This window comes from Chryseobacterium sp. GW821-FHT04C04 (assembly GCF_059420365.1).
The window spans coordinates 253,675-277,507 of the sequence record NZ_JBWKTO010000006.1; the positions used below are offsets into that span (position 1 = coordinate 253,675).

Here is a 23,833-nt window from a genome sequence, read left to right on the forward strand (position 1 = left end):
GATTACTTTTGATAAATTGATACAAATTTGTCAAGGCCGTCTCTCTGTCCTGCACCTACAGCCTCAAATTTCCATTCTCCGTTTCTGTTGTAGATTCTTCCAAATTCTACTGCCGTTTCGATTGAGAAATCTTCGTCTAGTTCATATTTTAAGATCTCTTCATTGGTATCTGTGTTGAAAATTCTGATGAAAGAATTTCTTACCTGTCCAAAGTTTTGTTTTCTCGCATCTGCATCGTGAATTGTTACCACTACTGTAATTTCTTTGATGGCATCGTCAATTTTTGTAAGATCAATTTTGATCTGCTCATCATCACCTGTTCCTTCTCCTGTAAGGTTATCACCTGTGTGGATCACAGATTTGTCCGGAGACTCAAGATTGTTATAGAAAATAAAGTGGTTGTCTGAAACTAATTTTTTGTCGTCACCCAGCAAAAATAAAGATGCATCAAGGTCGAAAGCAGTTCCTGTAGATGTGTTATTGATATCCCATCCTAAACCTACAGTAAATTTAGGTGCGTTAATATTTTCTCTTTGTCCTTTTTGTAAGTTAATAGCCATAATATAATTCCGTTTGTGTTAAAGTATTGATGTTATTTTCGTATTCTTTTATTAAATGATAATTGTTGCTGATGGCCAGCTCCAAAAGCAGGTCCATCTGTTCTTTTTTTACTTTAGACGTAAGATAATCAAAATTACTTGAATCCAGGCCTAAAATATATTTCACAATCCTTGTATTGAACTGAAAACTGTCTTTATTCATCACTTCTGCAACATGTTTTACATTTTGCACTGCATAATAATTAAAAAAGTTTTCGATCTTAGGATCAAGGTCAAAATTCATCAGCTCTGCATAATACAGGAACATAAAGTCTGCTTCCACGTTATATTCATCCAGAATTCTGTTGACTGTATATTCATGACTTCCCGTGATTTTTATATCGTCTATAAAAATACAAAGTTTTCCTCTTAAAAAATCTTTATCGATATAATAAGTATCATTGGCAATCAGATTTTTACGATCTTCAAAATTAAGATTGCCATAATCTGTTATATACGTGTGATTTCTATTGATTTTGGATAAAATACTTGATTTTTTTCCTTTTTGAAACCTATAGAAATCCAAATACTTCTTAAAGTAAAAGCATAAAAAATTGGAAGCAGTAGGAATAGCCATATACGGGCTTGGAAGCACTACAATCTCTTTATCAGTTTGTAAAAGTGCTTCGTTTTCGGAAATAAATCCGTCGAATAATTCTTTTGCAAATTTTTCAGCATACGACTTATCGCCATACTTGAAATAGCTGTATTCTGCAGGTGAGAAGCTAAATTCATCTGCCGAATGAATGTGGTGTAAGCTGTATCTTGTATTCATGTTTATTTTTAGTGTTTAAGTAAGTGTGCACTGAAACCGTAGTCTTTTGCCCCTTGATAATCGGCTACCGGATTGTCTCCGATATGCAAAATCTGATGCAGTGGCAAATCCTGGTCTTTGATCTTATTCTTCACTTCCTGAAAAATAAGTGGGTTCGGTTTGGAACAGTTGATTTCATCAGAATAAATATGAAAATCAATATACTGATCCAGGTTTTCATGAATCAGAAATTTTCTCATCGTTTTTCCTTTGATAAATCCTGTGTTGCTTAAAATATTAATGGTCTTTCCCTGGTTTTTGATATCCTCAAAAAAACCATGAATATTTTCAAAAATTATAACCGGTCTGTACTCCAGAAATAAGTTTTCACTCTTTACATAAAACTCATTGAGTTTTTCTTTATTTAACTCTTTTATATCTACATTCAGGGAACCAAGAATTATCAGATACATCTCAAATGTATCTATATTCCCTCCTGTCACCTCATTAATAGTATTACAAAGATCATCGTAATATTTTACGGTTTTCGCAACCTCCTCTATTGGTTTATCTACATTAAAAAACGAGGAGAACAGCTCAACTCTTTTTGCTTTAAATTCAGGATGAGATTTGATTAAGGTGAGCCACAGGTCAAAAGAAAAATGACAGTGGTTATGGATGTCGATATCTGTTTTCAATAGGTTTTAAGTTAAAAGTTTTTATTTAGCTTTCTTGAAAAAGATTTATTTTTTTTTAATCATCAACAAGTGTTTAAATACTATTCTTCCCAAAGATAAAATTTTTATCATAAATGCATTACGTTAGTTCTGTGTTTTAAGATATTTTTATGAAAATTGAAGAATTTCAAAGACTCTCAGAAGATGATTGATGAACCGTTTAATTTCCGTTCACAAAAAAATAGTTGCAAAAATTCTTTGGAAATCAAAAAAAAATTATAATTTCGCAACCGATTAACAATCAACAATGTCAACAAAAATGATAAATATTATAACTTTAAGCAATCCTGTCAGAGCTGTGTTCTTTGGCAGCACTGAATATTTATCTGAATAGTTCTATAGATCTTTTATACCCAAAAATATATTGAAGACCTATCTATTCGGATAGGTCTTTTTTGCTGCCCTATTTTCAGACTTTAACAATTCAAACAACTTCTGTTATTTGTTAAGATCTCTGAAAATTTTTCTCAACTCAAAATACAAAAATGTTTTGCCGGTTTTATCAAGCCGGAGTGTATTTTGTGTTCATTTTTTCAGAACCTTTTCAAAATACAGATCTAAAAATCAACAATTTAAATCAAACAAAATGAAATACAACACACGAAATATAGGGATCATAGCACATGTAGATGCAGGAAAAACAACATTATCGGAAAGACTTCTGTATTACACGGGACTCATTCATAAAATCGGTAATGTAGATGATGGAAATACCACCATGGACAAGGATATTCAGGAAAGAAACCGAGGGATTACCATTTCTTCAGCTGCTGTTTCAACGCAATGGAAAAAACATCATAAAGTCTATAATATCAACATTATTGATACTCCCGGACACATTGATTTCGCAGTGGAAGTAGAACGTTCTCTAAGGGTTCTGGACAGTGTTGTGGCAGTTTTCTGTGCTTCATCCGGTGTACAGCCGCAAACTGAAAATGTATGGTACCAGGCTGAAAAGCATGGCACTTCCAAAATATGTTTCATCAATAAAATGGACAGAATTGGGGCAGACTTCTTTGCGGTTCTCCATGAGATAAAAACCAAGCTCAATGCTGTTCCTCTTGCTCTTCAGATTCCAATTGGCGCTGAAGTACATTTTGAAGGAGTCATTGATCTTGTCAAAATGAAAGCGTTATACTGGACCGATGAAACCGGGGAAACCATTGATGAAAAGGACATTCCGACAGCATCCCGTACTGAAGCTGATGAATATAGAATGAATTTAATGGAAACTCTTGCAGAATATGATGAGACTTTCTTTGACATTTTTATGGATACCGAAAATTCAGTCACCGTTGAAATGATCGTAGAAGCTATACAACGAGTCTGCAGATCCGGAGCAGCTGTTCCTGTTCTCTGCGGTTCTGCCTTTAAGAATAAGGGAATCCAGCCTCTTCTTGATGCTGTGGTAACTTATCTTCCAGCTCCGGATCAGCTTGCTGACCTGCAGGGAAGAGACCCTCATACAGAAGAAGCAGTCATACTGGAAAGAAATGAAGCAGCTTCTTTTTCGGGGCTTGTTTTCAAAGTTGTGATTGATAAACATATGGGAAGACTGGCCATGCTTCGTGTCTATTCCGGAATGATAAAATCCGGCGATACAATATTGAATGTAAGAACGGGTGAAAGTTTTAGGATTTCCAGAATTTTACAGATGCAGTCGGATAAAACATTATCAATGGATGAAGCTAAAGCGGGAGATATTGTTGCTTTAACAGGAATAAAGGATGCCAAAACCGGAGATTCTTTATCTTCTCTGGACAAGCCGGTATTACTGGAAGCGATTACGATCCCAACTCCTGTTATCAGAGTTGCTATTGAGCCGAAAACGAATGGTGATGAGAAATCTTTTGGTTTGGTACTGGCTAAAATTCAGGAGGAAGATCCTTCATTAGTTGTTGAGAGGGATAAACAGACTGGAGAGACTTTATTGAGTGGGCTGGGAGAGCTTCACCTTGAGGTTACTTTGGAAAAAATCCGTCTGAATCATGGTATTGAAATCAATCAGGGAAGACCTAAAGTTTCTTACCGTGAGATCTTAACGGGAACTAAAATCCATAGAGAAAAGCTTTCCAAACAAAACGGAGGAAGCGGACAGTTCGCTGATATCAGTTTTGAAATCGGACCAAGGAATGACAATGAACAGGGACTGGAGTTTGTCAATGTAATCAAAGGAGGTGTCATTCCCACTGAATTTATTCCTTCTGTTGAAAAAGGATTCAGAGAAGCTATGGAACAAGGCCCATTAAAAGGATATCCTCTGGAAAACATGAAGATTACCCTTCTGGATGGTTCTTTCCATGCTCAGGATTCTGCTGCATTTGATTTTGAAATTGCTGCCAGAGAGGGATTCAAAGCCGCTGCCAGAGGATGCAGTCCTAAATTGATGGAGCCCGTCATGCAGATAGAGATTCAAAGTATTGAGGAATACACGGGGGCTGTCACTGCAGATATCAACAGAAGAAGAGGAATCATCACTTCTATTGATGAAAAATCAGGAAGAAAGATTTTTGCGGCGGAAGTTCCGTTAGCTTCAACTTTCGGGTATATTTCCGATCTGAGAACGCTGACAAGCGGACGAGCTTCCATCAGCATGAAATTGTCGCACTATGCTTTAGTGCCTGATTTTATCGCGAATACATTAATAACCTAAATAAGCAAGGACTGTAGATTTATCTTACAGTCCTTGTCTGGTTATTGAGGTGGTTTATATATTTTAATTGATAATTGATAATTGATAATTGATAATTGATACAAAATTCACCGTTGATGTTTCAACTATTTTTCCGGAATTACCTTATAAGTAGGGTCCTCTTCAATATTAATTTCAACTACCGCTTCTGCATTTCTCAATATTTTCCGGCAGTCTTCGCTGAGATGCCGTAAGTGTAATGTTTTATTTTGTTCTTTATATCGTTTCGATAACTTATCTAAGGCATCTATTGCACTCATATCCACAATACGGCTTTCTTTAAAATCAACCACCACCTGATCCGGATCATCCGCAGGATCAAACTTATCTGTAAATGCTGTCACTGAACCAAAAAACAGAGGTCCATATATTTCGTAATGCTTCACTCCATTCTCATCAATATGTTTTCTTGCCCTGATTCTTTTAGCATTATCCCATGCAAAAACCAATGCTGAGATGATAACCCCAACCAAAACCGCCAACGCCAGGTTATGTAAAATAACGGTAATCAATGCTACCGTAACTCCAACAAAAATATCGGACTTCGGCATTTTATTAACAATCCTGATTGACACCCACTGAAATGTGCTGATGGCTACCATCATCATCACTCCTACCAAAGCCGCCATAGGAATTTTCTCTATCACAGGAGCTCCAAAAAGGATAATGATCAAAATCAGCAGCGATGCTATAATCCCCGACAGTCTCGCTCTGGAACCTGCATTAAGGTTTACCAGTGTTTGTGCTACCATTGCACAGCCTCCCATTCCACCAAAAAAACCGTTGGTAACATTCGCCAATCCCTGAGCCACAGATTCTTTATTTGCGCTGCCTTTGGTATTGGTGATTTCATCTACCATTGATAAAGTAAGAAGAGATTCTATAAGACCTACTCCCGCCATGATTAAGGCATATGGAAAAATAATCTGTAGGGTTTCCAGAGAAAAAGGAATCTTTGGAATATGGAAACTGGGAAGGTTTCCGCTGATATGGGCAATATCTGCTACCGTTTTTGTTGGAATATTAAATCCAAGAACTACGGCGAAGACTACAATAATCGCTACTAAAGAGGCTGGGACTGTTTTTGTTATTTTTGGGAAAAAGTAGACTACGGCAATTGTCAGGGCTGTTAAACCAGCCATTATATATAAAGACATTCCCTGCAGCCAGCTTACAGCCCCATGGGTGTCTGTAATTTTGAACTGTTCAATCTGTGCCATAAAAATAATAATAGCCAATCCGTTCAGGAATCCGTACATAACGGGTTGTGGAATCAGTCTTACAAATTTTCCCAGTTTAAAGATCCCAACCAACATCTGAAGTATTCCGGCTAATGCTACAGTGGCAAAAAGATATTCTATTCCGTGAGACTGTATCAAAGCAATCAAGACAACAATGGTTGCTCCTGCCCCACCGGAAACCATTCCCGGGCGTCCCCCAAAAACAGCTGTTATCAATCCCATCATAAAGGCAGCATAAAGCCCTGTGAGTGGAGACAAACCGGCAAGAATCGCAAATGAAAGAGATTCAGGAATCATCGTCATGGCTACTGTAAAGCCAGCCAGCAGTTCATTCTTGTAATTGATTTTCTTCGAAAAATCAAATAAGCTTATGGTATTCTTCATTGATTGGCAAAGGTATGGACTGTCCCGATGGTATACAATTTTTTCTTTTTATCATTTTTTACGGCTACGTTTTTCACTTTAAATAATTCACACATTAAATCTTATAATATGTTAATTTTAATTAAAATCAATAGATAAAGCATGATTTTTATATTTCCGGTTGTTTTTACTTCTTATTTTTGTTTACATTTGAAAGCGAATAAGCAATTATTTGGTACTAATTAAAAATTCAACGCGGGAAAAGCTGTTTATCAATCTATCTACAGCTTTAACTCATAGAATTATATAAAAATCTTAATAGGTTATATATTATTTTACACAAATGGCAGGAAAAAGAAGTTTGAAAGAGAAGAAGAAGAATCCATTGAAAATAAAGAATATATCCCAAGTACATTAAGGTGCTCCCTACTCACCTTTTTTAAAGTTATTTGGTAAGTCACAAATCCGTTTTTTAGGCTAATAGTCTCATCAAACGCATTTACCTATTCTTGAATCATAATTTCTATTTTTATCAATCTCAAACTAAAGTGAATTATTGTACACTCTACAAAATAATATATATTCTATTATCGTTTTTTAATACATAAGTTAAAACAAAAGAATAATATTCAATAAACAATGTTATATAAAGAAATCCATATTGGAAAGTTTATTAAGGAGAGGGTTGATGAAAATGAAATAACAATAGAGAGAATCTGCAAATTTTTAGGCAAAGACGAAGGAACTATCGAAATGATGTATGTCAGCAGATCGATGGATACAGATCTTCTTTTAAGATGGAGCAAATTATTAGAATATGATTTCTTCAGGCTCTACAGCTCACATTTGATTTTATATGCACCTCCTTCTGCCATCAACAAAAACCAGCAGAAGTCTGAAAAAACACCTTATTTCAGGAAAAACATTTACACCCAGGAAATCAAAGACTTTATTATGAAAAGAATTCTTTCCGGTGAGATGACGCAAAGCGAAGTCATTAAAGAATATTCTATTCCGAAAAGTACTCTTCACAGATGGCTTCAGAAGAGTGATAATGCCAACGGATAAACAGATAAAGACATGCGCCCCAATTACAAAAAAATCTATCAGGATATGCTCAGAATAGAACATCCTGAAAAGCTGAAGGATCCGAAAATCAAAGAACTTCTTGAAAAGCTCCATAGCAGTGAGGATGTTCTTAAATTTAATGATAAACTTTTCAAACAATCCAGTGAAAATCAAAAGCTCAGAACCTATGACAGGCAGACTATGCTAAAATTGCTGCAATATCAGAAAAAGCATGGTTATTCTACCAGTTATATGTCGAGAAAATATAAAATAAGCAGAACGACTCTTACCAAATGGAAGATGCTGTTTGAAGGAGAGCTGGAAGAGACCATGAAAAATGCCGGTAAATAATCTACCGGCATTTTTATAAAGGTAATAATAAGGAAAAAAAAGGGCTGCCGTTTGCCGGAGTCGAACCGGATAGCCTTGCCAGAGTGACCGGCTTCGCTATTCCTCCCATAGTTGTGTTACGATGAATTTTTTCCTAACGACACTTCATAATATGAATATAAAGAAGCTGAAAATGGGAAGAAGGAAGGTATTAAAGTCTGAAAAAATCATCTGACTTTATAGAAAATTATGATACAAAGATTCTTCCAACGTCCCAATTTCGGCTTCTTGTTGTATGAAAACAAGGCGACAGGTGAATAATGCAGTCGTGCTCTAACCAACTGAGCTACTCTTCCTATATCAATCGTGTTTTTTTATTGTGGAAGAGACGGGATTCGAACCCGTGACCCCGTCGTGATGAGCGAAGTAACATTTTTCTACGGCACTTGTTTGTTTGTTTGTTTGTTTGTTTGTTTGTTTGTTTGTTTGTTTTAAATAAAAAGAGGCAAGATTCGAAAAGACTTATACAAGATCATTTTCATAACCTTCTGGAGTCGAACCAAATTAAACCGAAGTAGGCCTTTTCTACGGCACTCTTTTTTACTATCAAGGTAAAATTCTCAGAATCTTCCGTGCATTTGCTCTACCTGCTGAGCTACTTCTCCTTTTCGAGGGAAAAGGCAGGATTCGAACCTGCGACCCAATGTTTATTCAATCTCGAAGTACGATTCTAAAACGACACTTGATTATTGTTTATTTCTTTATTTTTTGATTTATATTTTTTTAATAAAAGAGACTAGATTCGAAAAGGTTTTTACAAAATTACTTTCATAATCTGTTTTGGAGTTGAACCAAATTATTCCCAAGTAAACCTTCTCTACGGCACTCTTTTATATGATCAGGGTAAAAATGGCAGAATCTTTCTGTCTCATCTGCTCCACCTTCTGAGCTACATTCCGTTTACAACAAGAATGACAGGAATCGAACCTGTGACCTGATGGCTAATTCGAAGTACGATTCCAAAACGACACCTGATTTTAATTTTTCCATTGGGTTCTTCTGTACTTCTTCCAATTTCGCTGGAACTTTGTATACTTTGCGTTCACCACTTCAAAACCGTGTGTAAAACAGCGCGAACAACCCATTTCATCCCCGTACAAGATTCTGGAAATCTGTATACCGGAAATTTTCATTGGAAAGTCAATTAATCCATATTCATTGAATCCGAATTTTTGTCTTACCGCTTTAATTTTTTTCATAAGTATTGAGTATTAACCTCAATACACGGCTTATTTTAGATCTGGTTTATAGTTATTCATGGTTATTAGTTTTTTATCTTTTGCAAATTTATATTTCATGTGCGCATTCTTTTTACGCAGTTATTTTTTATTAAAAACCAAGCAATGAATGATAAGAGTAATTGATGTTCAATTGGAAGTTGACGATGAAACTCTTATTGACGGCATTGGTTCGTTACCGGGCGATCTGGTGAAAGACTCTGTCAGTTTGGAATCGAAGGATGTCTTTCTAATGGCACCAGTAATATTAACACTGCAAAATTATATTGCATGTACGCAATCTTTTTACGCAGCTTGTTTTGTTTTAAAAATAATGACGAGATTAATTCAAGCAATTTAAAAATTCCTAAAATTGGAATTAAAATAATGAATCCGACTAATAAGAAAAATCCAATTTTGCTTATAAAATCCGTGTGCTTTTCTGAATAGTTTCCTTTTTCTCTTGTTTTAGCTTTAAAAGCAGGAATATGTTTTGTGGTTTTGAGACTATGCTGCTCAAGTTCAGTGATTACTTTAATGGCGTACTCATTAAGCAAGCCTTTATCTCCTCTGAAAATAATATCTTTTAAAATTGCATTTCCCGAATTGCTTAAAGACTTTCTGTAAATCTCCACGGCCTTTTCCATTTCATGATTTTCTGGCGTGGATAGAATCCAGAATTTACCTGCTTCATCAAGGAATCCTGCGTCAAAATAAATTTGTCCTAGCTTTTTTCTCAGGGAAATATCATTGGGAAACTGATTGATCATATTTCTTAACCTGTCACATGCCTTTTTCTTTCTGCCTTCTTTAAGATCTTCTTCAGTTCTGTACAATAAATCTCCCATCGTTTTATTTCTATTTTAAAACCAAGTAACAATGTATAAGAGTTTTTGATTCTGGTCAAATTAAAAGTTTGATGATGGAACTCTTACGTAACGACATTGGTTTGTTCATTTTGGAATCGAAGACCCCTTTATATCACTGATTTTCATTAACACTGCAAAATTACACTATATGTACGCAGCCTTTTTACGCAGTTTATTTTTTTATTTAAATTTTGTTCGTTTTGCCTTGAAGCAAAAGAACCAAAAGTTCAAGACTTGGAAACTACGGCTAAAAATAACCTATCCTCTCTAAAAATTCTAAAACTTGCGCGAATGTAATGTTACTTCTTCGATTCACTTTCTGTATCGCGCTTCAAACAATAGAATTTTCTTAACGTTCGCATAGCTTATTTTCTTAACGCCTCCATTTCCTATGTCACTTTCAAATTCCGGCTAATTGCTTAGAAACTTTCTCCGGATATTTATAGTTCATCGTTTTTAAAATAGATAATATTCTGTTTTTAAAATTGATTTGATGCTGGATTACTTTTTCCAACTCAGTTTTGAGTTCGGATTCATCTACTTCTGCAACAATTTTTATATTTTCAATATCTTCAATATTGGATTCTGTATATTCTGAGAAACAGATTTTTCTTTTTTCTCTTTTATACAACACCCACGGATGTCCTATCCAGATATCTCTCCATTCTGAAGATGGATTTTTAAAAATATTTTTCCAATCTTCAATACTACTTATGTCACCACAACAATTAGGTTGTATCAATATTTTATCTTCTATTTTTAATACAATCCCACCGTCAAAAGCCATGACGAAAAGATCTTCTTCAGATTCCTCTGATTCTATGTCTTCAATTTTAGGTTCAATAATCATCTTCAGAGTTTCATCATCAATGGTTTCAATATCTACTAAATAAGACCCTTTCTCAATAGTCTCAAAATTAAAATTCAGCCGAGAAACAGATTCTTCCCATTTGGTAAACCATTCTTTATAATCGGGATAATCGGCAATTTCCGGTAATCCGAATTCTTCTTTGAAATATCGTAATGGATTAATTTCAATTGCATTAATGAGTTTCATAGTATATAGTTTAATTTACTAGCCCCGATTGCAACGGCATCCTTTTTCTGAATGGCTTGAAAAAAGCTCTGGCGAAAAAGATATAGTGGAAAGCGGGATTAAGCTTCTAAATATATTGATTGTTTTTATGATGGTTCGTTTTTATTTTTAAAAGCAGTGCCTATTACAGCACTACTTTTTGAATCATTTTCACTGCAGATTTTTTGTCTTCCAAAGCATTTAGTACATCGAAAATTTTGTCTGACCAACCTGCAATAAGGCACACATCATCTTTCCTGATATCTAGCGGCTGTGTACCATAACCCGCAAGGTCAAAAATATACAGTTTTGCATGAGGAGCGATGGCTTTGTATCTTTTCCATACGTCTTCAAAGGAGTTTCTGTTTCCTGTGCTATCCCACATCTGAGTATCGGTAAACAGCATTACTTTATCTACTTTTTCTCCTCTTTTGATCAAATCTTCGATGACCAGGTAACCATTGGTTGAATATCCTGCTTCACCTTCACGTTTGTAGAATGCATCTACGTTCCTCAAAATACCATTTTTAGGCATTGGAACCCTCAGCCAGCGGTCACCGAAGATACCTGTCACCACATTTTTACACTGTGACTGCAGGATCATCGACATCAGCAAACCGATGTCATACAGCAAAATTTTACTTTTGCTGGAAACCGCTTTCTGCATAGAACCCGAGACATCCGCAGCAATCACTACTGAAGTATCAAAACCAAAGCCTTTGATGTTTCTGGCACTCACCACTACGGCATCTTCCAATGCTTCCAATACTGATGACAGATAAGGAGAATCTATGGTTTTCAATTCTCTGTAAGCCGCCAGAAATCGGAATGGGAGTTGTTTTGAGTTGGATACCGCTCTTTCATCAGAAAGATATCGGCAAACTTTGTTCATTGCGTCAGATGATACTCCGGCTTCAAGGATATTCCTCAAGTTTCTCATCGTTGCCATATACCCCAATTTGTTACTGAAGATCAGTTCTTCCCATTTGTTTTTGAAGGCGAGTTTTCTTTCTGCATCATCTGCAAATTTCGTTTGACCAAGAACAGAAAGCTCAACTTCCCAAGTATAAGGTGTTTCCAGTGTATTGTTAGCAATTTTGTTGAAAACTGCCTGCTGGTTTTCGTCTTTAGCTTTTGGGTGAACCAGAAATAGGGCATCTTTCAAGGTTATATCTGCTTTTCTGTTGTATTTTGCAAACTGATATTCGTCAAATTTGTTGAATGACTTCACCAGACCTTTCTGAATCTGCTTTGACAGCTTGTTAAGCTTTTTAGTATCTGTTCTTTTATTCGCAAGCTGGTAATAGGCAAGCAATTCTGTGATTTCGTCTGCTCTTTGAACGATTCCATCTACTGTTCTGCTCACCAGGTCTGTACCGGAAGCTTGTTTTGCCAATTCAGTTGTCAAAACCAATGGAATGGAACGCAAGTACATATCTTTCCTTACATACACGGCCAGTTTTGCCACGAATTCAGGATCATTTTTTTTAATCAGAGACTGAATTCTTTCCAACCTGTCATTTCCTTTTTCATAGTTGGCATCTGACAGTCCTGTTGTAACAACAGCACTATACAATTCTTCTGCAGGTGTCATCGCATATACTTTTGCACCCTCGTAGTTCTGTACTACTTTATTTTCTTTTTTTAAAAAATTAAATTTCATGGTTACTGTTTTTTTGTTAAACATGGAGAAGGCTTGATACGTCCACTCTGATTTCTGATGCAAAGTAAAAACAGTATTACGCATTCTTTTTGCGTAGTATTTTTTTCTTTGATTTTTTTTAAATTTTTATTTTTGAAATATGATCAAAAGGATATTTATATTGAATATGATATTTGAATGACTCTCGCAGATTTTGCAGGATTATGCAGATTTTAAGTTTTGGCTGAAGCCGGCGGAATGAAGTCATAATTTATTACGTGGGCTAAAGCCCACCCCTATTGCATTAACATTGAAAACAATTATTGATATTTAACAACAACCTAATTCCTAATTCCTAATTCCTAATTCCTAATTCCTAATTCCTAATTCCTAATTCCTAATTCCTAATTCCTAATTATAAAATCCTTCTATGATTCATTTTCATTAAAGAAATCGTCTCCAACAGGTATTTCAGTAGAGGTTTTCTAGCTTTGTGTCATTAAAATTAAAGCTATGATTAACGGATTATATGAAACTCATGTACAGGTAAGTGATTTGGAAAATGGAATTCAGTTTTATACGGAAGTATTAGGATTGAAACTGGCTCATAGAGATGAAACCAGACCTATTGCTTTTTTATGGGTTGGAGAGGGTAAAGAATTTATGCTGGGGCTATGGGAGCAGAAGGAGAATCTTCAGACCAGACATTTTGCCTTTTCAAGCAGTAAGGAAGATATTTTGAATTACTCAGTAGAGTATTTAGAAAATAAAGATTTAACACCTTATAATTTCCTAAAAAACGGCAGTGTTGAGCCTATGGTATTCGCATGGATGCCCGCATTGGCTATTTATTTTAATGATCCGGATGGAAACCAGCTTGAGCTTATTTCTATTCTGGAGGGTGAAAGCAAACCGGAATTGGGGGTACTTAGCTATGAAGAATGGCTGAAGCAGGCAAAAAATTAATAAATAAAAGTTTATTAAATGTTATACAATGCAAAGGTGCGGAAAAATCAAAATTTTAAGGAGATTAAGGATGAGTTCTTCTTATAAAAACTAATTTTTGCACCTTTGCGATTGTTAACAAAATAATATAATAAGCATCAACAGTTTCTAATTATTTACCAGTTTTTTCACTGCCAGCATATGTTTACAGGGTCCTCTTTCCCCCTGATACTTACTAAACCATTCACAGGTACAGCGTTCTTTTTCGTCTTCAATGATGACCGTATGATGCACACCGGTTCCTTCTACTCTGGCTTCTGTTCTTTCTTTATTATTGTTTAAAATTTCTACTTTTCCCGCTTCTATCAGCTTTTCAGCATTTTTTATACGGGGGTTTAATCCGATGATACGGTTTAATTTAAAAGGAAGCCTTCGGTAGAAAAATTCATTATCATCAAGGTCGTAGCCTAACAATCCCATTGCAGCAAGCCTTCCTGTAATATTTTCAGTCTTATTAAAACTGATATTCTCTTCCAGAGCAAGCATGGCCGGGTTAAAAGATTGGTTGGCATAGGCATATTTGTCCAAAGCGTCAATCCACTCATCTGAAACTTCAGAAACCAAACTGTCCAGTAGAGCGCCTTCTCCTGAGAAACCTCTCCAGCATTCTCTTGACAAAGAAAAGCTGAATCTGATATTCCCCATATAAAGCTGCCAGGTAGTAGACTGCATATTAGCATGTGGAAAAACCTGCATAGAATCAATATACGGAAGCAAAGGTTCCAACAGACGAAGCCTGTGAAGTCCTCCTATACAAACGGCATCTGCAGATGTTACCGGAGAGAAGATTGGCTTATTTCCTCTCACAATAAGATAATAATCAGACTTTACTACTCCTTTCGGCATTCCACGAAATAGCTGTTGTGTCTGAATTCTATTAAAAGTATATCGCTTTTCAGATTCTGATAAATAGACCTGAACGGTTCCCAGACCTTTGATCCATTTTACGGGCAGAGGTACTTTTCTTTCTATTATTTTTTTTTCTTCCTGATAAAGCCCAACTTCTTTTTCACCAACGGAAAGCATAATCTTTTCATTCGGTCGGATACTTCCCAATGCGGTTATCATCGGCTGGTTAAAATCCACATTCGTTGTTCCGTTTTCTAGGAATTCACCATCAAGGCCATCAGGAAGAACGTCCAGCCTTGCGTAAACTCCTGCACAATGAGAAAAACCTTCAAAGCGTAATCTTCTATTTCCGGCAGTCACAATAGGATCTTTAAGAAGTGCCATCTGAAAAGGAGACAAATTAAAGCTGGATTTCACAATATTGGAAAGCGTGATCAGACACCTCGCTAAAATAAAGGGCTGTCCTACATTTCCCCAAAAAAAGCACGAAACACCAGTGTCTTTCTGTATCTCACTATATTTAGCAAGAAACAGTTCTTCCATGGCATCTCTCCTAGCCAGGGAGGATTTCCCTGAATAGTTATAAATAAGCGTATCTTCCATAATTTATTTTTTGAGAAGAAGATTGCAGATTTTTTTCAGACTCGAGTTTTCTTTCCAGTTGTGTAATTTTTCCTTGACCTCTCTATGAGCTTCTGACTGATTCAAAGCCAGTACTTCATGATAAATTTCCAGAATTTTCTTCAGGTTGGTAACGGGGGTATCCATTTGAAGTAATATATTGGAGATCAATTCTTCAAGGGCAATATTATGATTTTTGCTGACATTCAGCATATGATGTTGTATAAGGTCTGTAAATCTTTTTACCGGTGCCCATTCTAATTTTTCGTGCAGGCCGATCACTCTTCCTAACCACGCATTGTCCATCATATGATAAGAAACATGTTCCAGCCACATTTCTGCAGCCGTACCACGGATGGTTTTATCACTGTCCAGGAAAATAGTTCCTAAGAAGAGATATCCTATTTCATCCAAAGGCTTTTTGATCTTATAAAGTGCATTTGCGGTATTCAAAACCAGACTTCTTTCATAGACCTCAGCAATTCCGGAATAGAAAAGGCAGTATTTAATGACTTTCGCCAGAGCATTTGCAGGTGTATTTGGAAAGCAAAGCATCAGTGCGGGAATTTCTGAAAGCTCTTTCTGCTCCGCAACAAAATATTCCATGAACAAAGGTTCTTTTCTTTTTTCAAGATGATATTTTGGAATGGTAATATTCAGTTCTACAGGGTAATATGAGTTTTTTTTACTGTCAGTGGTTTTCCACTTGTAGGCACCTGAAAAGAATTCCACAGGAATATCATCATATCCAAAACTTCTGAATTCTTCAAAAACAGTTTCCGGTGAACGGGTAATTCCGGCTGTCATCCACCATGAAGGGTGTTCAAATTTCCCTTCTGGTTTAGCATTTTTGCCAAAGAAGAAAAGTAATAATTCCTTGTATTCACCTTTTAATCTTTTTTCAACTTCCGCTATAGCCTTTGAGGTATCGTCTAAAGCACAACGCTGGAGTGCCAGCTGAATATCCAGGTGATGGGGTTCAATATTATTATTCTGATAATTCTCCAATCTCTCTACCAGAGTGACAGGAGAAACCCAGCACGGAGCATGGGTGATTGGAAATAACAAAGGAGTCTTATCTCCTGATGCTATTTTTTGGAAAGCATAGACGGCAAGTTCTTTGAATGCCTGTCTGGCAGGGCAATCTACCCCAACTTCTTCTATCGGACCTAATTTTTTCTGATAATTTGAATAGGATTCTCTTCCTGCTTCCTCTTCTTCTGTTTTCTGGTATATTTTCTCCAGATTCTTAAGCTGAATCGGATATTTTTCCAGTAAGCTCAAACCGTAATTGATAATAGCGTTGCATAATAAAACATTCAGATAGGGAACTTCCCATTTCGCAATGGTTTTACAGGCTTTTAAAAATACAGGCTCTATCAATTTCACAGATTCGGCATCTACATCACCGGCAAACTGGATAAATCCTGTCAAAGCAATATCACAATGATAGCTATAGGGATCATCCATTGCCAAAGGAAGATAAAACATCAGATCTTCAAAATTTTGAAGTATCTGCACTGCATTTTCTTCTGCTGTCAGAGACAATTTCTCTGAATCTATTGCTTCCAGCTCTTGTTGTCTCTCTTCTATATATTTTGCCAAAAGAGGACGTACATTAGTCAGTATATTATCTGAATAATGGGACAGCGCCTCCATCATATTTTCAGAAGCCGGAATATATTTGAGGATAATCTTTGCTGTTTTTGATTGTATACCATCATCTTTACTTACAAATGCTGTACTTAAAGCCATTCCCAACATTTCAGGATCCATTTTCTTTCGCTGAAATATTCTTTCTGTAAGAACCAAACTGGAAACAACCACTGTTTTCACTTCTGAACTCAGCAGATTCGGAAGATAATGTGAAAATTCATCATTCTTAAAATCAGGACTCCCCACTATTTTCTTCAAATGTGATAATATGGTATTTACCGCTTTTGATTGTGAGGAAGATAATCCTGCAAGCAATTCATCCTGTAATTCAGAAAGCTCTCCGTCACTTGGTTTTAATGCTGTGAATGCGTCCATAAACCATCCTGTAACATTTTTATTAAAGTTTCTGTTGGAAGCCAGAAGGCATTCTCTTAAAAATCTTTTTCTTTCAATTTTTTTATCTGCAATCAGCTTTTGAACGATAGGAAACCACTCTTTACGGAAGGGTAAAGATTTGGAAGGGTATTCACATAAATACCAAAAGTGAGTATTAAGGGTTTCAGGATGATCGTCCAGGTCAGCCGGATAATTACTTAGGTGATGCCCCAGCAATTCCGGTTTAGGTTCTACATATCCTTTTTCCGTCCATCCCAGAATATCTTTATAATTAAAGGCAGTAAATTCTGCTTCTACAGATTCATTGATAAATTCTGAAAACCATTCCGGGCATCCCCACTCCAGTATCTGTTCTGTTTGTTCTGCATTACGGAAAAGACTCCAGTAGTTTTTACCGAAATTCTTTTTATCCATACAAACAAATGAAGCGATATCTATAATTGAATGCTGATTCACAGATCCTGCCGTATGGTAGGAATTTTTAGTCATTACAATCTTACTGATCTCACGGTCCATTTTCTTTATAGACGGTACCAGTATTTTCCTTTCTTCAGTGCTAAGCTCTTTTAGGAAGGGGATAATCTCATGTATTTTTTCCTCATTAAGGATCTCATAAAGTCTTTCTTTCATGTGCTTTTAATTTGATAATATAGTTTTCAGGTTATTTTCTTTTTTCCATTCTATAAGCAGTCCATTATCGGGCTCCAGAAGTTTTTTAAGATTAAAAACCGACTTCTCAACAGCTGATAGAATGGGCATCAGCATCTTTTTGAAATCAGGGTTATTACTGACAATCAAATTGATAAGATTCCAAAGACTATCTGTATATCTCTTTACAGGCATCCATTGAAAACTGATCTTTTTATCGCTTATTGCTTCCTGATTTTGTATCTTAAAATCACAGGAAACTACCTTGCTTATTATGACTTCAAAAGCCGTACCACAGAGGGTTTTGTATTTATTAAACAGTGTTGAAAACAGAAATAAATAATGTGCCGATGGCAAAGGTATATTCTTTTTCATCCAAACAGCTATATATTCTATATAATATTGATAATCAGAATTAAATATTATATTTTTATGCTTTTTTGCAAAAACAAGGTCTGAAAAATACGGTGCTCTATATAAAATCCGGATCAGGTTATCATGATAAACACCTTCATAAGAATTGAATAAATAGTCTAGAAAATAAGTATTTTCAGGAACGTCTTTATGGTTTCCAAACTTCACTATCCATACCGGAATGTAGGTTTCAAGTATTGGGCCGACAACATCAGCCGGTATTGAATAATATCCGGACCATCGTCTTTTGTACTCATTTCCCGCTTTGCAGCCAACCAAAGCAGCCCACACAGAGATTGTATCGCAGCCCCCTTTTTTATTAGTTTGTTTTTTTAAAAGAGCAACAACTTCTTTTTTATCTTTTGGTGTAAGCTTTTTAAGAAAAGGAACAGCTTCCTTTGTTTTACAGTTTAAATATTTTGTCTTAAAATCTTCATCAATAAGCATAAATTCATTCTTATCAGCTAAAATAAAAAAAAATGACTGACAGACAGTAAATTATCCCATTAAAGTGAATTTTTTAACAAAATATTAAGTTAATGAAACAACCACTATCAAAACCTTTAGTACCACAAAAACAATTCCCTGTTTAAAGATATATTGACAAAAAAGTGGATAGAAGCCCTATACTTCAATATTTACACACAATTCGGTGTCTTAATTTAAGAAATTGTAATACTATCTAAGACTATTAAATGACTATACAGATACGTTAATTTTTTTTAAAATAATTAAATAGGATTGTAATTCTCTAAATTTTATATATTTGCAAAATAAAAATACTTGACAACTCAAATACTTTTCAATGATAAGCACAGAATTATTATTTTTAATAAACATCAATAAACTACAGTCTGTAATCGCCAGAAAATTTGATTCTCTAAGTGTTCATGGACTGGGATTCAATGACTTTGTCATTCTTTACGTTCTCAATTCTTCCTCTGAGAATAGGATGCGAAGAATAGATCTTGCTGAAAAAATAGGCATTACAGCATCGGGAGTAACCCGATTATTGAGTCCACTGGAAAAAATCGGACTGGTGGCAAGAGAAACCAATGAAAGGGATGCCCGTGTGAGCTATGTGGTCATCACACCTAACGGCAAAAAGATATTTGAAGAGGCTAAGCTAAGTGCCGAACATATTACGAAAGAAATTCTTTCTTCTAAAAAGAGTAAATCTTTAAAAATAATCAACGAGATTTTATTTGATTTAGGAGGAAATATACAATAATGAAAACATGAAAAATGCATTAAAGAAACAGCTAAGGGAAAAAGCAAAAGACCACAAAACAACGATGGGAGTTCTTGCGATTACCAATACATTAAACGGAAAACAATATATCCAGGCTTCTTTAAATCTGGAAGCATTGGTGAATAAGATAAAGTTTCTTTTAAATAGCGGATTATTCAGTCATCCACAATTGCAGAAGGAATGGACAGAAACAGGAAGTGATTTTTTTACTTTTGAGTTTGCCATGATTGTTCCGGATCAGAACAATGAATATATCAACTATCGCCAGGAGATACAGAAGGCTGAACAGACGGTAATATCAGAAAGAAAAATAGAATTTTATTGATCATGAAGAAAGTTTTCCGAATGAAAGAGGTTGATCTATGCTACGAAATTTTTGGAGAAGGTCATCAAAAAAACATTGTATTAATTCCTGGATTAGGAAGTCAGATGATTCGTTGGGATATTTCATTCTGTGAGCTTCTGGTTGAAAAAGGGTTCAGAGTGATTCGTTTTGATAACAGAGATTCCGGGCGTTCTGTTTTCAATGCAAAAAGGGAAATACCTTCTGATAAAAGCATTGAAGAGATTTTTGCGATGCTCAGTAAAGAAGGGATTCCTTATTCTTTAATGGATATGGCGAATGATGTTATTGGTCTTCTTAATCATTTAAATATTGAAAAAGCTCATATTGCGGGACGTTCCATGGGAGGAATTATTGCACAGCTTTTAGGTTCCTATTATCCTGAAAGAGTTTTATCATTGACGATCATCATGTCAACATCTATGAATCCTTCCCTTCCCAAGCCTGATCCGGAAGTGATGGCGATGATGACACAGGTGTCTGCTGATCCTGTTCTTCATAAAGAAAAGTATTTGAGGGAAAAGATACGTTTTGCAAAGAAAATATCGGGTTCTGGATATGTTTTTGATTCGAATCAGGAAAAGGTTTTGCTTGAAGAGGAGCTTACACGTTCCAAAACCAAAAACGGAATTATCCGGCAGCTTCTAGCGATGGGTTCTTTTCAATATAATCCCGAAGTATTGAAGAAAATAACTGCAACAACTTTAATCATTCATGGAACAGACGATCTGATCTTTCATCCTGATTGTGGAAAAGATATTGCGGATTCTATTCCCGGTGCTGAATGGCTTCTTATTGAAGGAATGGGACACTCTATTCCTGTGGAACTTTATGATTTTATCAGTGACAAGATATCTGATTTAACAAAATAAAACAGACTGCCTCATTTTTGAGACAGTCTCCATTTTTAAAATGACCTGTTCTTATTTCAGATTACTTAATAATTTTTCAGACACCAATGCAGGATTTTTGCAATGTTTTTGGCATCATCCACTCCTCTATGGTGTGTTCCTTCCAGGGTAAAGCCTAATTCACCCAAAGCCCTGTTCATCCCGACACTTTTCCTGATTGTAGGATGAATTTCACCAAATAATGTCTTCACATTAATGTGGTCATCACTCATTGGATAATCTGTGTAGAATCTTCTTGCCTGATTCTGAAGCATATTCAGATCGTAGTTTCCATAACTTGCCCAAGTCAGTTCTTCCGAATCATATTCTGCTCTCAGGATATCGAAAGCATCATCCAGCATAATGCCTTCATGATCCAGCATATTTTGGGTAATAGTAGTCAATTCTGTACAGAACGGACTTACTTTTGAATACTGGGGTTTTACTAAAATCCCTTCATTTTTAGAGATCTTACCGGTTTTTACATTCATAATGCATACACCGATCTCGATGATCTCGCTTTCCTGACCTCTTGGCGGTCGGCTATCCCAACATGTCGCTTCCAGGTCTACTATTAATATATTTTCTGTTGTTTTCACTTGTTTAAAACTTAATTGTTAAAGGGAGGAAGAGGGATGCGGGAAGTTTTCACAGTGTCTAATTTACTTCCAGCCTCCAGCTTCTGTCTTCCGTCCTCATTACTATTTACAGAATCTTAGTTAAAATTCTGGCTGTATTGTAAGCATCGTCTGCTCCGCTGTGGTGAGTACCTTCAAAATCCATATTCAGATGACTCAAGGCTCTTTTAAGGCCTATTTGTTTATGTAATTTGAAATGTCTTTTAAATTCGTACATCACATTCATGTAGTTTTCTGAAAAAGGATTGGTTATACCAAGCCAATCACACTGTTCTATGATCTGCTCTCCATCGAAGTTTCCGTATCCGGCCCATGTAAGAGGTTTGGAATGGTATTCATTTCTGATTATTTCACAGGCTTCTTCGAAGTAGATTCCTTTTTCTGCTATCAGCTTTGGAGTAATTCCTGTCAGTTGTGTGCAGAATCTGTTGATATCTGAACGTTCAGGAATGACATAAATGCTTTGTTTTTGGGAAATTGCTTTTGATGTTACATTTAATTTGCAAATTCCTATTTCTATAATATCGACTTTCTGCCCGATGGGAATTCTGTCGTTTTCCCAGCACGTAGCTTCCAGATCGATGATGATGATCTCATTGGTTGTTTTCATTGTTATTGTAAAATGTACTTTGTAAAAAGTAAAATGTATGATAAAGGCAGTTGAATACTCAATAAATATCTTTTTCTTATACCAAGTCACTACTTTTTACCAGCAATTAATTTCTGGGAGCAAATGGAGGCGTCCATTTTTTCCTCTTCATCAATTCTTTGACTTCCTCGTAGGAAACCGGATAAAAATTGTGGCAGTCTACCCCAACGTCAAAACTCAGAGCCATCTCATCATCCGGCAATGTTCCGTGTGAGTGTCCGTATAACTGCCATACACCGCGGTGCGAGCCATTCCAGGTACGCATGGCGTAGTGGAAAAGAATGATTTTCTGTTTTCCGTTACTTTGGTCCGGTTCCTCAATTTTCAGTTCGTGATAATCTCTGATGGAAGCAAACCGCTTGGGATAAGTTAAAGCCGCTCCTTCATGGTTACCTTTGATAAGATGGATGTTTCCATTTAACCTGTCTAAAATTTCTTTCGTAAAATCCGGTTTCCCCAGACTCATATCTCCTAAATGATAGACTGTATCACCGGGTTGAATTTTCTCGTTCCACCTTTTAATGAGTTCTTCATTCATATGGTCCAGTGATTCAAAGGGTCTTTCGGAAAATTTTATAATATTTTCGTGACCAAAATGATGGTCTGCTGTAAAAAATATATTGGGTTTCATTTTTTTAATTGTTTTTTAAATTATAACATTCTCAATGTCATTCTGAATACAGACTAAAGGTCTGCGAACGCAGTTCAGAAGTGGAATGAAGAATCCCTAGTACTTTAAATAGATTCTTCCTTCGTCAGAATGACAACTGCATAGATTATTATACTGTGAATACTATAGTTTTGTTTAATAAATATTTTAAATTAATTCTTGCGAAATGCTTGATAAAAAGCGGTTTCGATTTCTTCCTGATCGCTCTCCGTATATCTTCTTGAAAAGTGAATCGGTATTGCCTCTTTTACCTGGCATTCATTCATGATTTTTCCTGATGCAGAAGCGAAACTGTGATAATTGATCTTTGCAAATTCCTGGTCTGTATCTTTATAAAATGTTTCGATATATACCAGATCAGCTTCTCCAAACACGTTTCTTATTTGTTTGTAATTGTTTTCGTCTACTGCATGATCCATGATAACACCAAGCTTATACCCTGCATTGCGGGTCAACAGATGAAACAAATCAGCTGCTTTGTACATGGTTTTCTCAATTTCGATTTCTTTATCAACATCATTATTTTCAAAAGCGGTCTTCATCTCACTGATCCATTTTCCTTTTTTAAAGCTGGAAGCTTCTTCATTAAAGGTGACCGAATCTTTTTCTTTAAACAGATAAGCAATAGAATCTGTTTTGTGATCAAGAATGGCAAAATCAACATTGATGTATTCATCTTCAAACAGTAAATCCTGTGTGCTGATCAATTCAGGGTTCCAGTGTGGCGGGCGAAGGATGTAGACATTAATTTCTTCTTTTGAAACAATCTCCCGAATTTCATACTCAATTGCGTTTTCAGCAATCAGATTCCAGGTGTAAGATTTTAACCTTGCCTCAACCTGTTGATGAATATGTTTTGGCCCACAGATTACTACTTTTTCTCCGCTTCCGATCTGATGCCTGAAAATTCCATCGAAATTTGAAAAGTGATCAATATGGGTATGACTGATGAATATTGCTGATATAGACTGTACTTCTTTTACCGTCAATAAACTTGCTTCACCACAATCACACAAATAGTGCTTTCCTGAGTTGGGAACTTTGATCAATATACTGATGTCTTCTTTTAAAAGACTTTTTATTTCTGCTTGTAACATTGCTTTTTCTTTTTTTAAACCACCCCGTCAAAAATTCTTTGAATTTTCGCCCCCCTCC

The 23,833-nt window shown here is 35.8% G+C and carries 22 protein-coding genes; 7 read left to right on the top strand and 15 right to left on the bottom strand.

The window, feature by feature from the left end:
* Window positions 1–2: 2 nt before the first annotated feature.
* From AC07UM_RS20680 to AC07UM_RS20690, 3 genes are read right to left on the bottom strand one after another with little or no spacing between them, the layout of a single operon-like run.
* Window positions 3–560, bottom strand: coding sequence for a TerD family protein (locus AC07UM_RS20680; RefSeq protein ID WP_124530814.1), 558 nt, complete (start codon window positions 558–560; stop codon window positions 3–5).
* Window positions 550–1,374, bottom strand: coding sequence for a phosphoribosyltransferase family protein (locus AC07UM_RS20685; protein WP_494684454.1), 825 nt, complete (start codon window positions 1,372–1,374; stop codon window positions 550–552). The genes AC07UM_RS20680 and AC07UM_RS20685 overlap by 11 nt, the downstream gene beginning before the upstream one ends.
* Before the next feature lie 8 nt (window positions 1,375–1,382).
* A complete protein-coding gene (locus AC07UM_RS20690; protein ID WP_494684455.1) occupies window positions 1,383–2,051 on the bottom strand; it encodes an HAD family hydrolase in 669 nt (222 codons plus the stop codon).
* A 625-nt stretch (window positions 2,052–2,676) separates the two neighbouring features.
* Between AC07UM_RS20690 and fusA the strand changes: the two genes are divergently transcribed.
* Window positions 2,677–4,743: an elongation factor G gene (gene fusA / locus AC07UM_RS20695; RefSeq protein WP_494684456.1), complete on the top strand. Its 2,067-nt coding sequence runs from the start codon at window positions 2,677–2,679 to the stop codon at window positions 4,741–4,743.
* A gap of 125 nt (window positions 4,744–4,868) precedes the next feature.
* On the opposite strand, the gene AC07UM_RS20700 is transcribed toward fusA, so the two are convergent.
* Window positions 4,869–6,407 carry a SulP family inorganic anion transporter gene (locus tag AC07UM_RS20700; RefSeq protein ID WP_494684457.1) on the bottom strand — a complete coding sequence of 513 codons (1,539 nt, stop codon included), beginning with the start codon at window positions 6,405–6,407 and terminating at the stop codon, window positions 4,869–4,871.
* A 618-nt stretch (window positions 6,408–7,025) separates the two neighbouring features.
* Here AC07UM_RS20700 and AC07UM_RS20705 point away from each other — a divergent pair.
* Together AC07UM_RS20705 and AC07UM_RS20710 are read left to right on the top strand one after the other, a co-directional pair.
* Complete coding sequence (locus AC07UM_RS20705; RefSeq protein WP_494684458.1) at window positions 7,026–7,454, top strand: transposase; 429 nt, start codon at window positions 7,026–7,028, stop codon at window positions 7,452–7,454.
* 12 nt (window positions 7,455–7,466) lie between these two features.
* Entirely contained in the window at window positions 7,467–7,805 is a 339-nt protein-coding gene (locus AC07UM_RS20710; protein ID WP_494684459.1) for a helix-turn-helix domain-containing protein, read from the top strand.
* 1,016 nt (window positions 7,806–8,821) lie between these two features.
* On the opposite strand, the gene AC07UM_RS20715 is transcribed toward AC07UM_RS20710, so the two are convergent.
* From AC07UM_RS20715 to AC07UM_RS20730, 4 genes are all read right to left on the bottom strand, one after another.
* Complete coding sequence (locus tag AC07UM_RS20715) at window positions 8,822–9,043, bottom strand: phosphate ABC transporter substrate-binding protein (protein WP_494684460.1); 222 nt, start codon at window positions 9,041–9,043, stop codon at window positions 8,822–8,824.
* Between the two features lie 242 nt (window positions 9,044–9,285).
* Window positions 9,286–9,909, bottom strand: coding sequence for a DUF6584 family protein (locus AC07UM_RS20720; RefSeq protein ID WP_494684461.1), 624 nt, complete (start codon window positions 9,907–9,909; stop codon window positions 9,286–9,288).
* A gap of 421 nt (window positions 9,910–10,330) precedes the next feature.
* Window positions 10,331–10,987, bottom strand: a complete 657-nt coding sequence (locus AC07UM_RS20725) for a hypothetical protein (protein ID WP_494684462.1) — start codon at window positions 10,985–10,987, stop codon at window positions 10,331–10,333.
* A gap of 163 nt (window positions 10,988–11,150) precedes the next feature.
* Complete coding sequence (locus AC07UM_RS20730; protein ID WP_494684463.1) at window positions 11,151–12,668, bottom strand: TROVE domain-containing protein; 1,518 nt, start codon at window positions 12,666–12,668, stop codon at window positions 11,151–11,153.
* Window positions 12,669–13,160: 492 nt separating this feature from the next.
* On the opposite strand from AC07UM_RS20730, the gene AC07UM_RS20735 reads away from it, so the two are divergent.
* Window positions 13,161–13,613: a VOC family protein gene (locus tag AC07UM_RS20735; protein WP_494684464.1), complete on the top strand. Its 453-nt coding sequence runs from the start codon at window positions 13,161–13,163 to the stop codon at window positions 13,611–13,613.
* A 147-nt stretch (window positions 13,614–13,760) separates the two neighbouring features.
* Here AC07UM_RS20735 and AC07UM_RS20740 read toward each other — a convergent pair whose 3' ends face one another.
* Genes AC07UM_RS20740 through AC07UM_RS20750 form a run of 3 tightly spaced genes read right to left on the bottom strand, consistent with a single transcriptional unit; the run spans window position 13,761 to window position 18,683 of the window.
* Complete coding sequence (locus tag AC07UM_RS20740; protein ID WP_494684465.1) at window positions 13,761–15,104, bottom strand: SWIM zinc finger family protein; 1,344 nt, start codon at window positions 15,102–15,104, stop codon at window positions 13,761–13,763.
* A 3-nt stretch (window positions 15,105–15,107) separates the two neighbouring features.
* The gene (locus AC07UM_RS20745) at window positions 15,108–17,804 is read right to left on the bottom strand and encodes a DUF6493 family protein (protein ID WP_494684466.1); all 2,697 of its coding nucleotides are present in this window, start codon (window positions 17,802–17,804) and stop codon (window positions 15,108–15,110) included.
* 6 nt (window positions 17,805–17,810) lie between these two features.
* Window positions 17,811–18,683, bottom strand: a complete 873-nt coding sequence (locus AC07UM_RS20750) for a DUF7825 domain-containing protein (protein WP_494684467.1) — start codon at window positions 18,681–18,683, stop codon at window positions 17,811–17,813.
* Between the two features lie 358 nt (window positions 18,684–19,041).
* Here AC07UM_RS20750 and AC07UM_RS20755 point away from each other — a divergent pair, with 358 nt between their 5' ends.
* From AC07UM_RS20755 to AC07UM_RS20765, 3 genes are read left to right on the top strand one after another with little or no spacing between them, the layout of a single operon-like run.
* On the top strand, window positions 19,042–19,467 hold the full coding sequence (locus AC07UM_RS20755; protein WP_494684468.1) for a MarR family winged helix-turn-helix transcriptional regulator: 426 nt from the start codon (window positions 19,042–19,044) through the stop codon (window positions 19,465–19,467).
* A 7-nt stretch (window positions 19,468–19,474) separates the two neighbouring features.
* On the top strand, window positions 19,475–19,813 hold the full coding sequence (locus tag AC07UM_RS20760; RefSeq protein WP_494684469.1) for a GIY-YIG nuclease family protein: 339 nt from the start codon (window positions 19,475–19,477) through the stop codon (window positions 19,811–19,813).
* A gap of 2 nt (window positions 19,814–19,815) precedes the next feature.
* Window positions 19,816–20,703: an alpha/beta fold hydrolase gene (locus tag AC07UM_RS20765; RefSeq protein WP_494684470.1), complete on the top strand. Its 888-nt coding sequence runs from the start codon at window positions 19,816–19,818 to the stop codon at window positions 20,701–20,703.
* 65 nt (window positions 20,704–20,768) lie between these two features.
* On the opposite strand, the gene AC07UM_RS20770 is transcribed toward AC07UM_RS20765, so the two are convergent.
* From AC07UM_RS20770 to AC07UM_RS20785, 4 genes are all read right to left on the bottom strand, one after another.
* Window positions 20,769–21,320, bottom strand: coding sequence for a 3'-5' exonuclease (locus AC07UM_RS20770; RefSeq protein ID WP_494684471.1), 552 nt, complete (start codon window positions 21,318–21,320; stop codon window positions 20,769–20,771).
* 106 nt (window positions 21,321–21,426) lie between these two features.
* The gene (locus tag AC07UM_RS20775) at window positions 21,427–21,969 is read right to left on the bottom strand and encodes a 3'-5' exonuclease (protein WP_494684472.1); all 543 of its coding nucleotides are present in this window, start codon (window positions 21,967–21,969) and stop codon (window positions 21,427–21,429) included.
* A 106-nt stretch (window positions 21,970–22,075) separates the two neighbouring features.
* On the bottom strand, window positions 22,076–22,639 hold the full coding sequence (locus AC07UM_RS20780) for a metallophosphoesterase family protein (RefSeq protein WP_494684473.1): 564 nt from the start codon (window positions 22,637–22,639) through the stop codon (window positions 22,076–22,078).
* A gap of 191 nt (window positions 22,640–22,830) precedes the next feature.
* A complete protein-coding gene (locus AC07UM_RS20785) occupies window positions 22,831–23,775 on the bottom strand; it encodes an MBL fold metallo-hydrolase (protein ID WP_494684474.1) in 945 nt (314 codons plus the stop codon).
* Window positions 23,776–23,833: the final 58 nt, after the last annotated feature.

What these genes read in the sequence shown, in the direction of transcription:
- AC07UM_RS20715 (WP_494684460.1), bottom strand. Translation starts at nt 9,043, where the DNA reads ATGAAAAAAATTAAAGCGGTAAGACAAAAATTCGGATTCAATGAATAT.
- AC07UM_RS20760 (WP_494684469.1), top strand. Translation starts at nt 19,475, where the DNA reads ATGAAAAATGCATTAAAGAAACAGCTAAGGGAAAAAGCAAAAGACCAC.
- AC07UM_RS20765 (WP_494684470.1), top strand. Translation starts at nt 19,816, where the DNA reads ATGAAGAAAGTTTTCCGAATGAAAGAGGTTGATCTATGCTACGAAATT.
- AC07UM_RS20710 (WP_494684459.1), top strand. Translation starts at nt 7,467, where the DNA reads ATGCGCCCCAATTACAAAAAAATCTATCAGGATATGCTCAGAATAGAA.
- AC07UM_RS20755 (WP_494684468.1), top strand. Translation starts at nt 19,042, where the DNA reads ATGATAAGCACAGAATTATTATTTTTAATAAACATCAATAAACTACAG.
- AC07UM_RS20730 (WP_494684463.1), bottom strand. Translation starts at nt 12,668, where the DNA reads ATGAAATTTAATTTTTTAAAAAAAGAAAATAAAGTAGTACAGAACTAC.
- AC07UM_RS20775 (WP_494684472.1), bottom strand. Translation starts at nt 21,969, where the DNA reads ATGAAAACAACCAATGAGATCATCATCATCGATCTGGAAGCTACGTGC.
- AC07UM_RS20780 (WP_494684473.1), bottom strand. Translation starts at nt 22,639, where the DNA reads ATGAAACCCAATATATTTTTTACAGCAGACCATCATTTTGGTCACGAA.
- AC07UM_RS20680 (WP_124530814.1), bottom strand. Translation starts at nt 560, where the DNA reads ATGGCTATTAACTTACAAAAAGGACAAAGAGAAAATATTAACGCACCT.
- AC07UM_RS20720 (WP_494684461.1), bottom strand. Translation starts at nt 9,909, where the DNA reads ATGGGAGATTTATTGTACAGAACTGAAGAAGATCTTAAAGAAGGCAGA.
- AC07UM_RS20750 (WP_494684467.1), bottom strand. Translation starts at nt 18,683, where the DNA reads ATGCTTATTGATGAAGATTTTAAGACAAAATATTTAAACTGTAAAACA.
- AC07UM_RS20705 (WP_494684458.1), top strand. Translation starts at nt 7,026, where the DNA reads ATGTTATATAAAGAAATCCATATTGGAAAGTTTATTAAGGAGAGGGTT.
- AC07UM_RS20685 (WP_494684454.1), bottom strand. Translation starts at nt 1,374, where the DNA reads ATGAATACAAGATACAGCTTACACCACATTCATTCGGCAGATGAATTT.
- AC07UM_RS20725 (WP_494684462.1), bottom strand. Translation starts at nt 10,987, where the DNA reads ATGAAACTCATTAATGCAATTGAAATTAATCCATTACGATATTTCAAA.
- AC07UM_RS20785 (WP_494684474.1), bottom strand. Translation starts at nt 23,775, where the DNA reads ATGTTACAAGCAGAAATAAAAAGTCTTTTAAAAGAAGACATCAGTATA.
- AC07UM_RS20745 (WP_494684466.1), bottom strand. Translation starts at nt 17,804, where the DNA reads ATGAAAGAAAGACTTTATGAGATCCTTAATGAGGAAAAAATACATGAG.
- fusA (WP_494684456.1), top strand. Translation starts at nt 2,677, where the DNA reads ATGAAATACAACACACGAAATATAGGGATCATAGCACATGTAGATGCA.
- AC07UM_RS20700 (WP_494684457.1), bottom strand. Translation starts at nt 6,407, where the DNA reads ATGAAGAATACCATAAGCTTATTTGATTTTTCGAAGAAAATCAATTAC.
- AC07UM_RS20735 (WP_494684464.1), top strand. Translation starts at nt 13,161, where the DNA reads ATGATTAACGGATTATATGAAACTCATGTACAGGTAAGTGATTTGGAA.
- AC07UM_RS20740 (WP_494684465.1), bottom strand. Translation starts at nt 15,104, where the DNA reads ATGGAAGATACGCTTATTTATAACTATTCAGGGAAATCCTCCCTGGCT.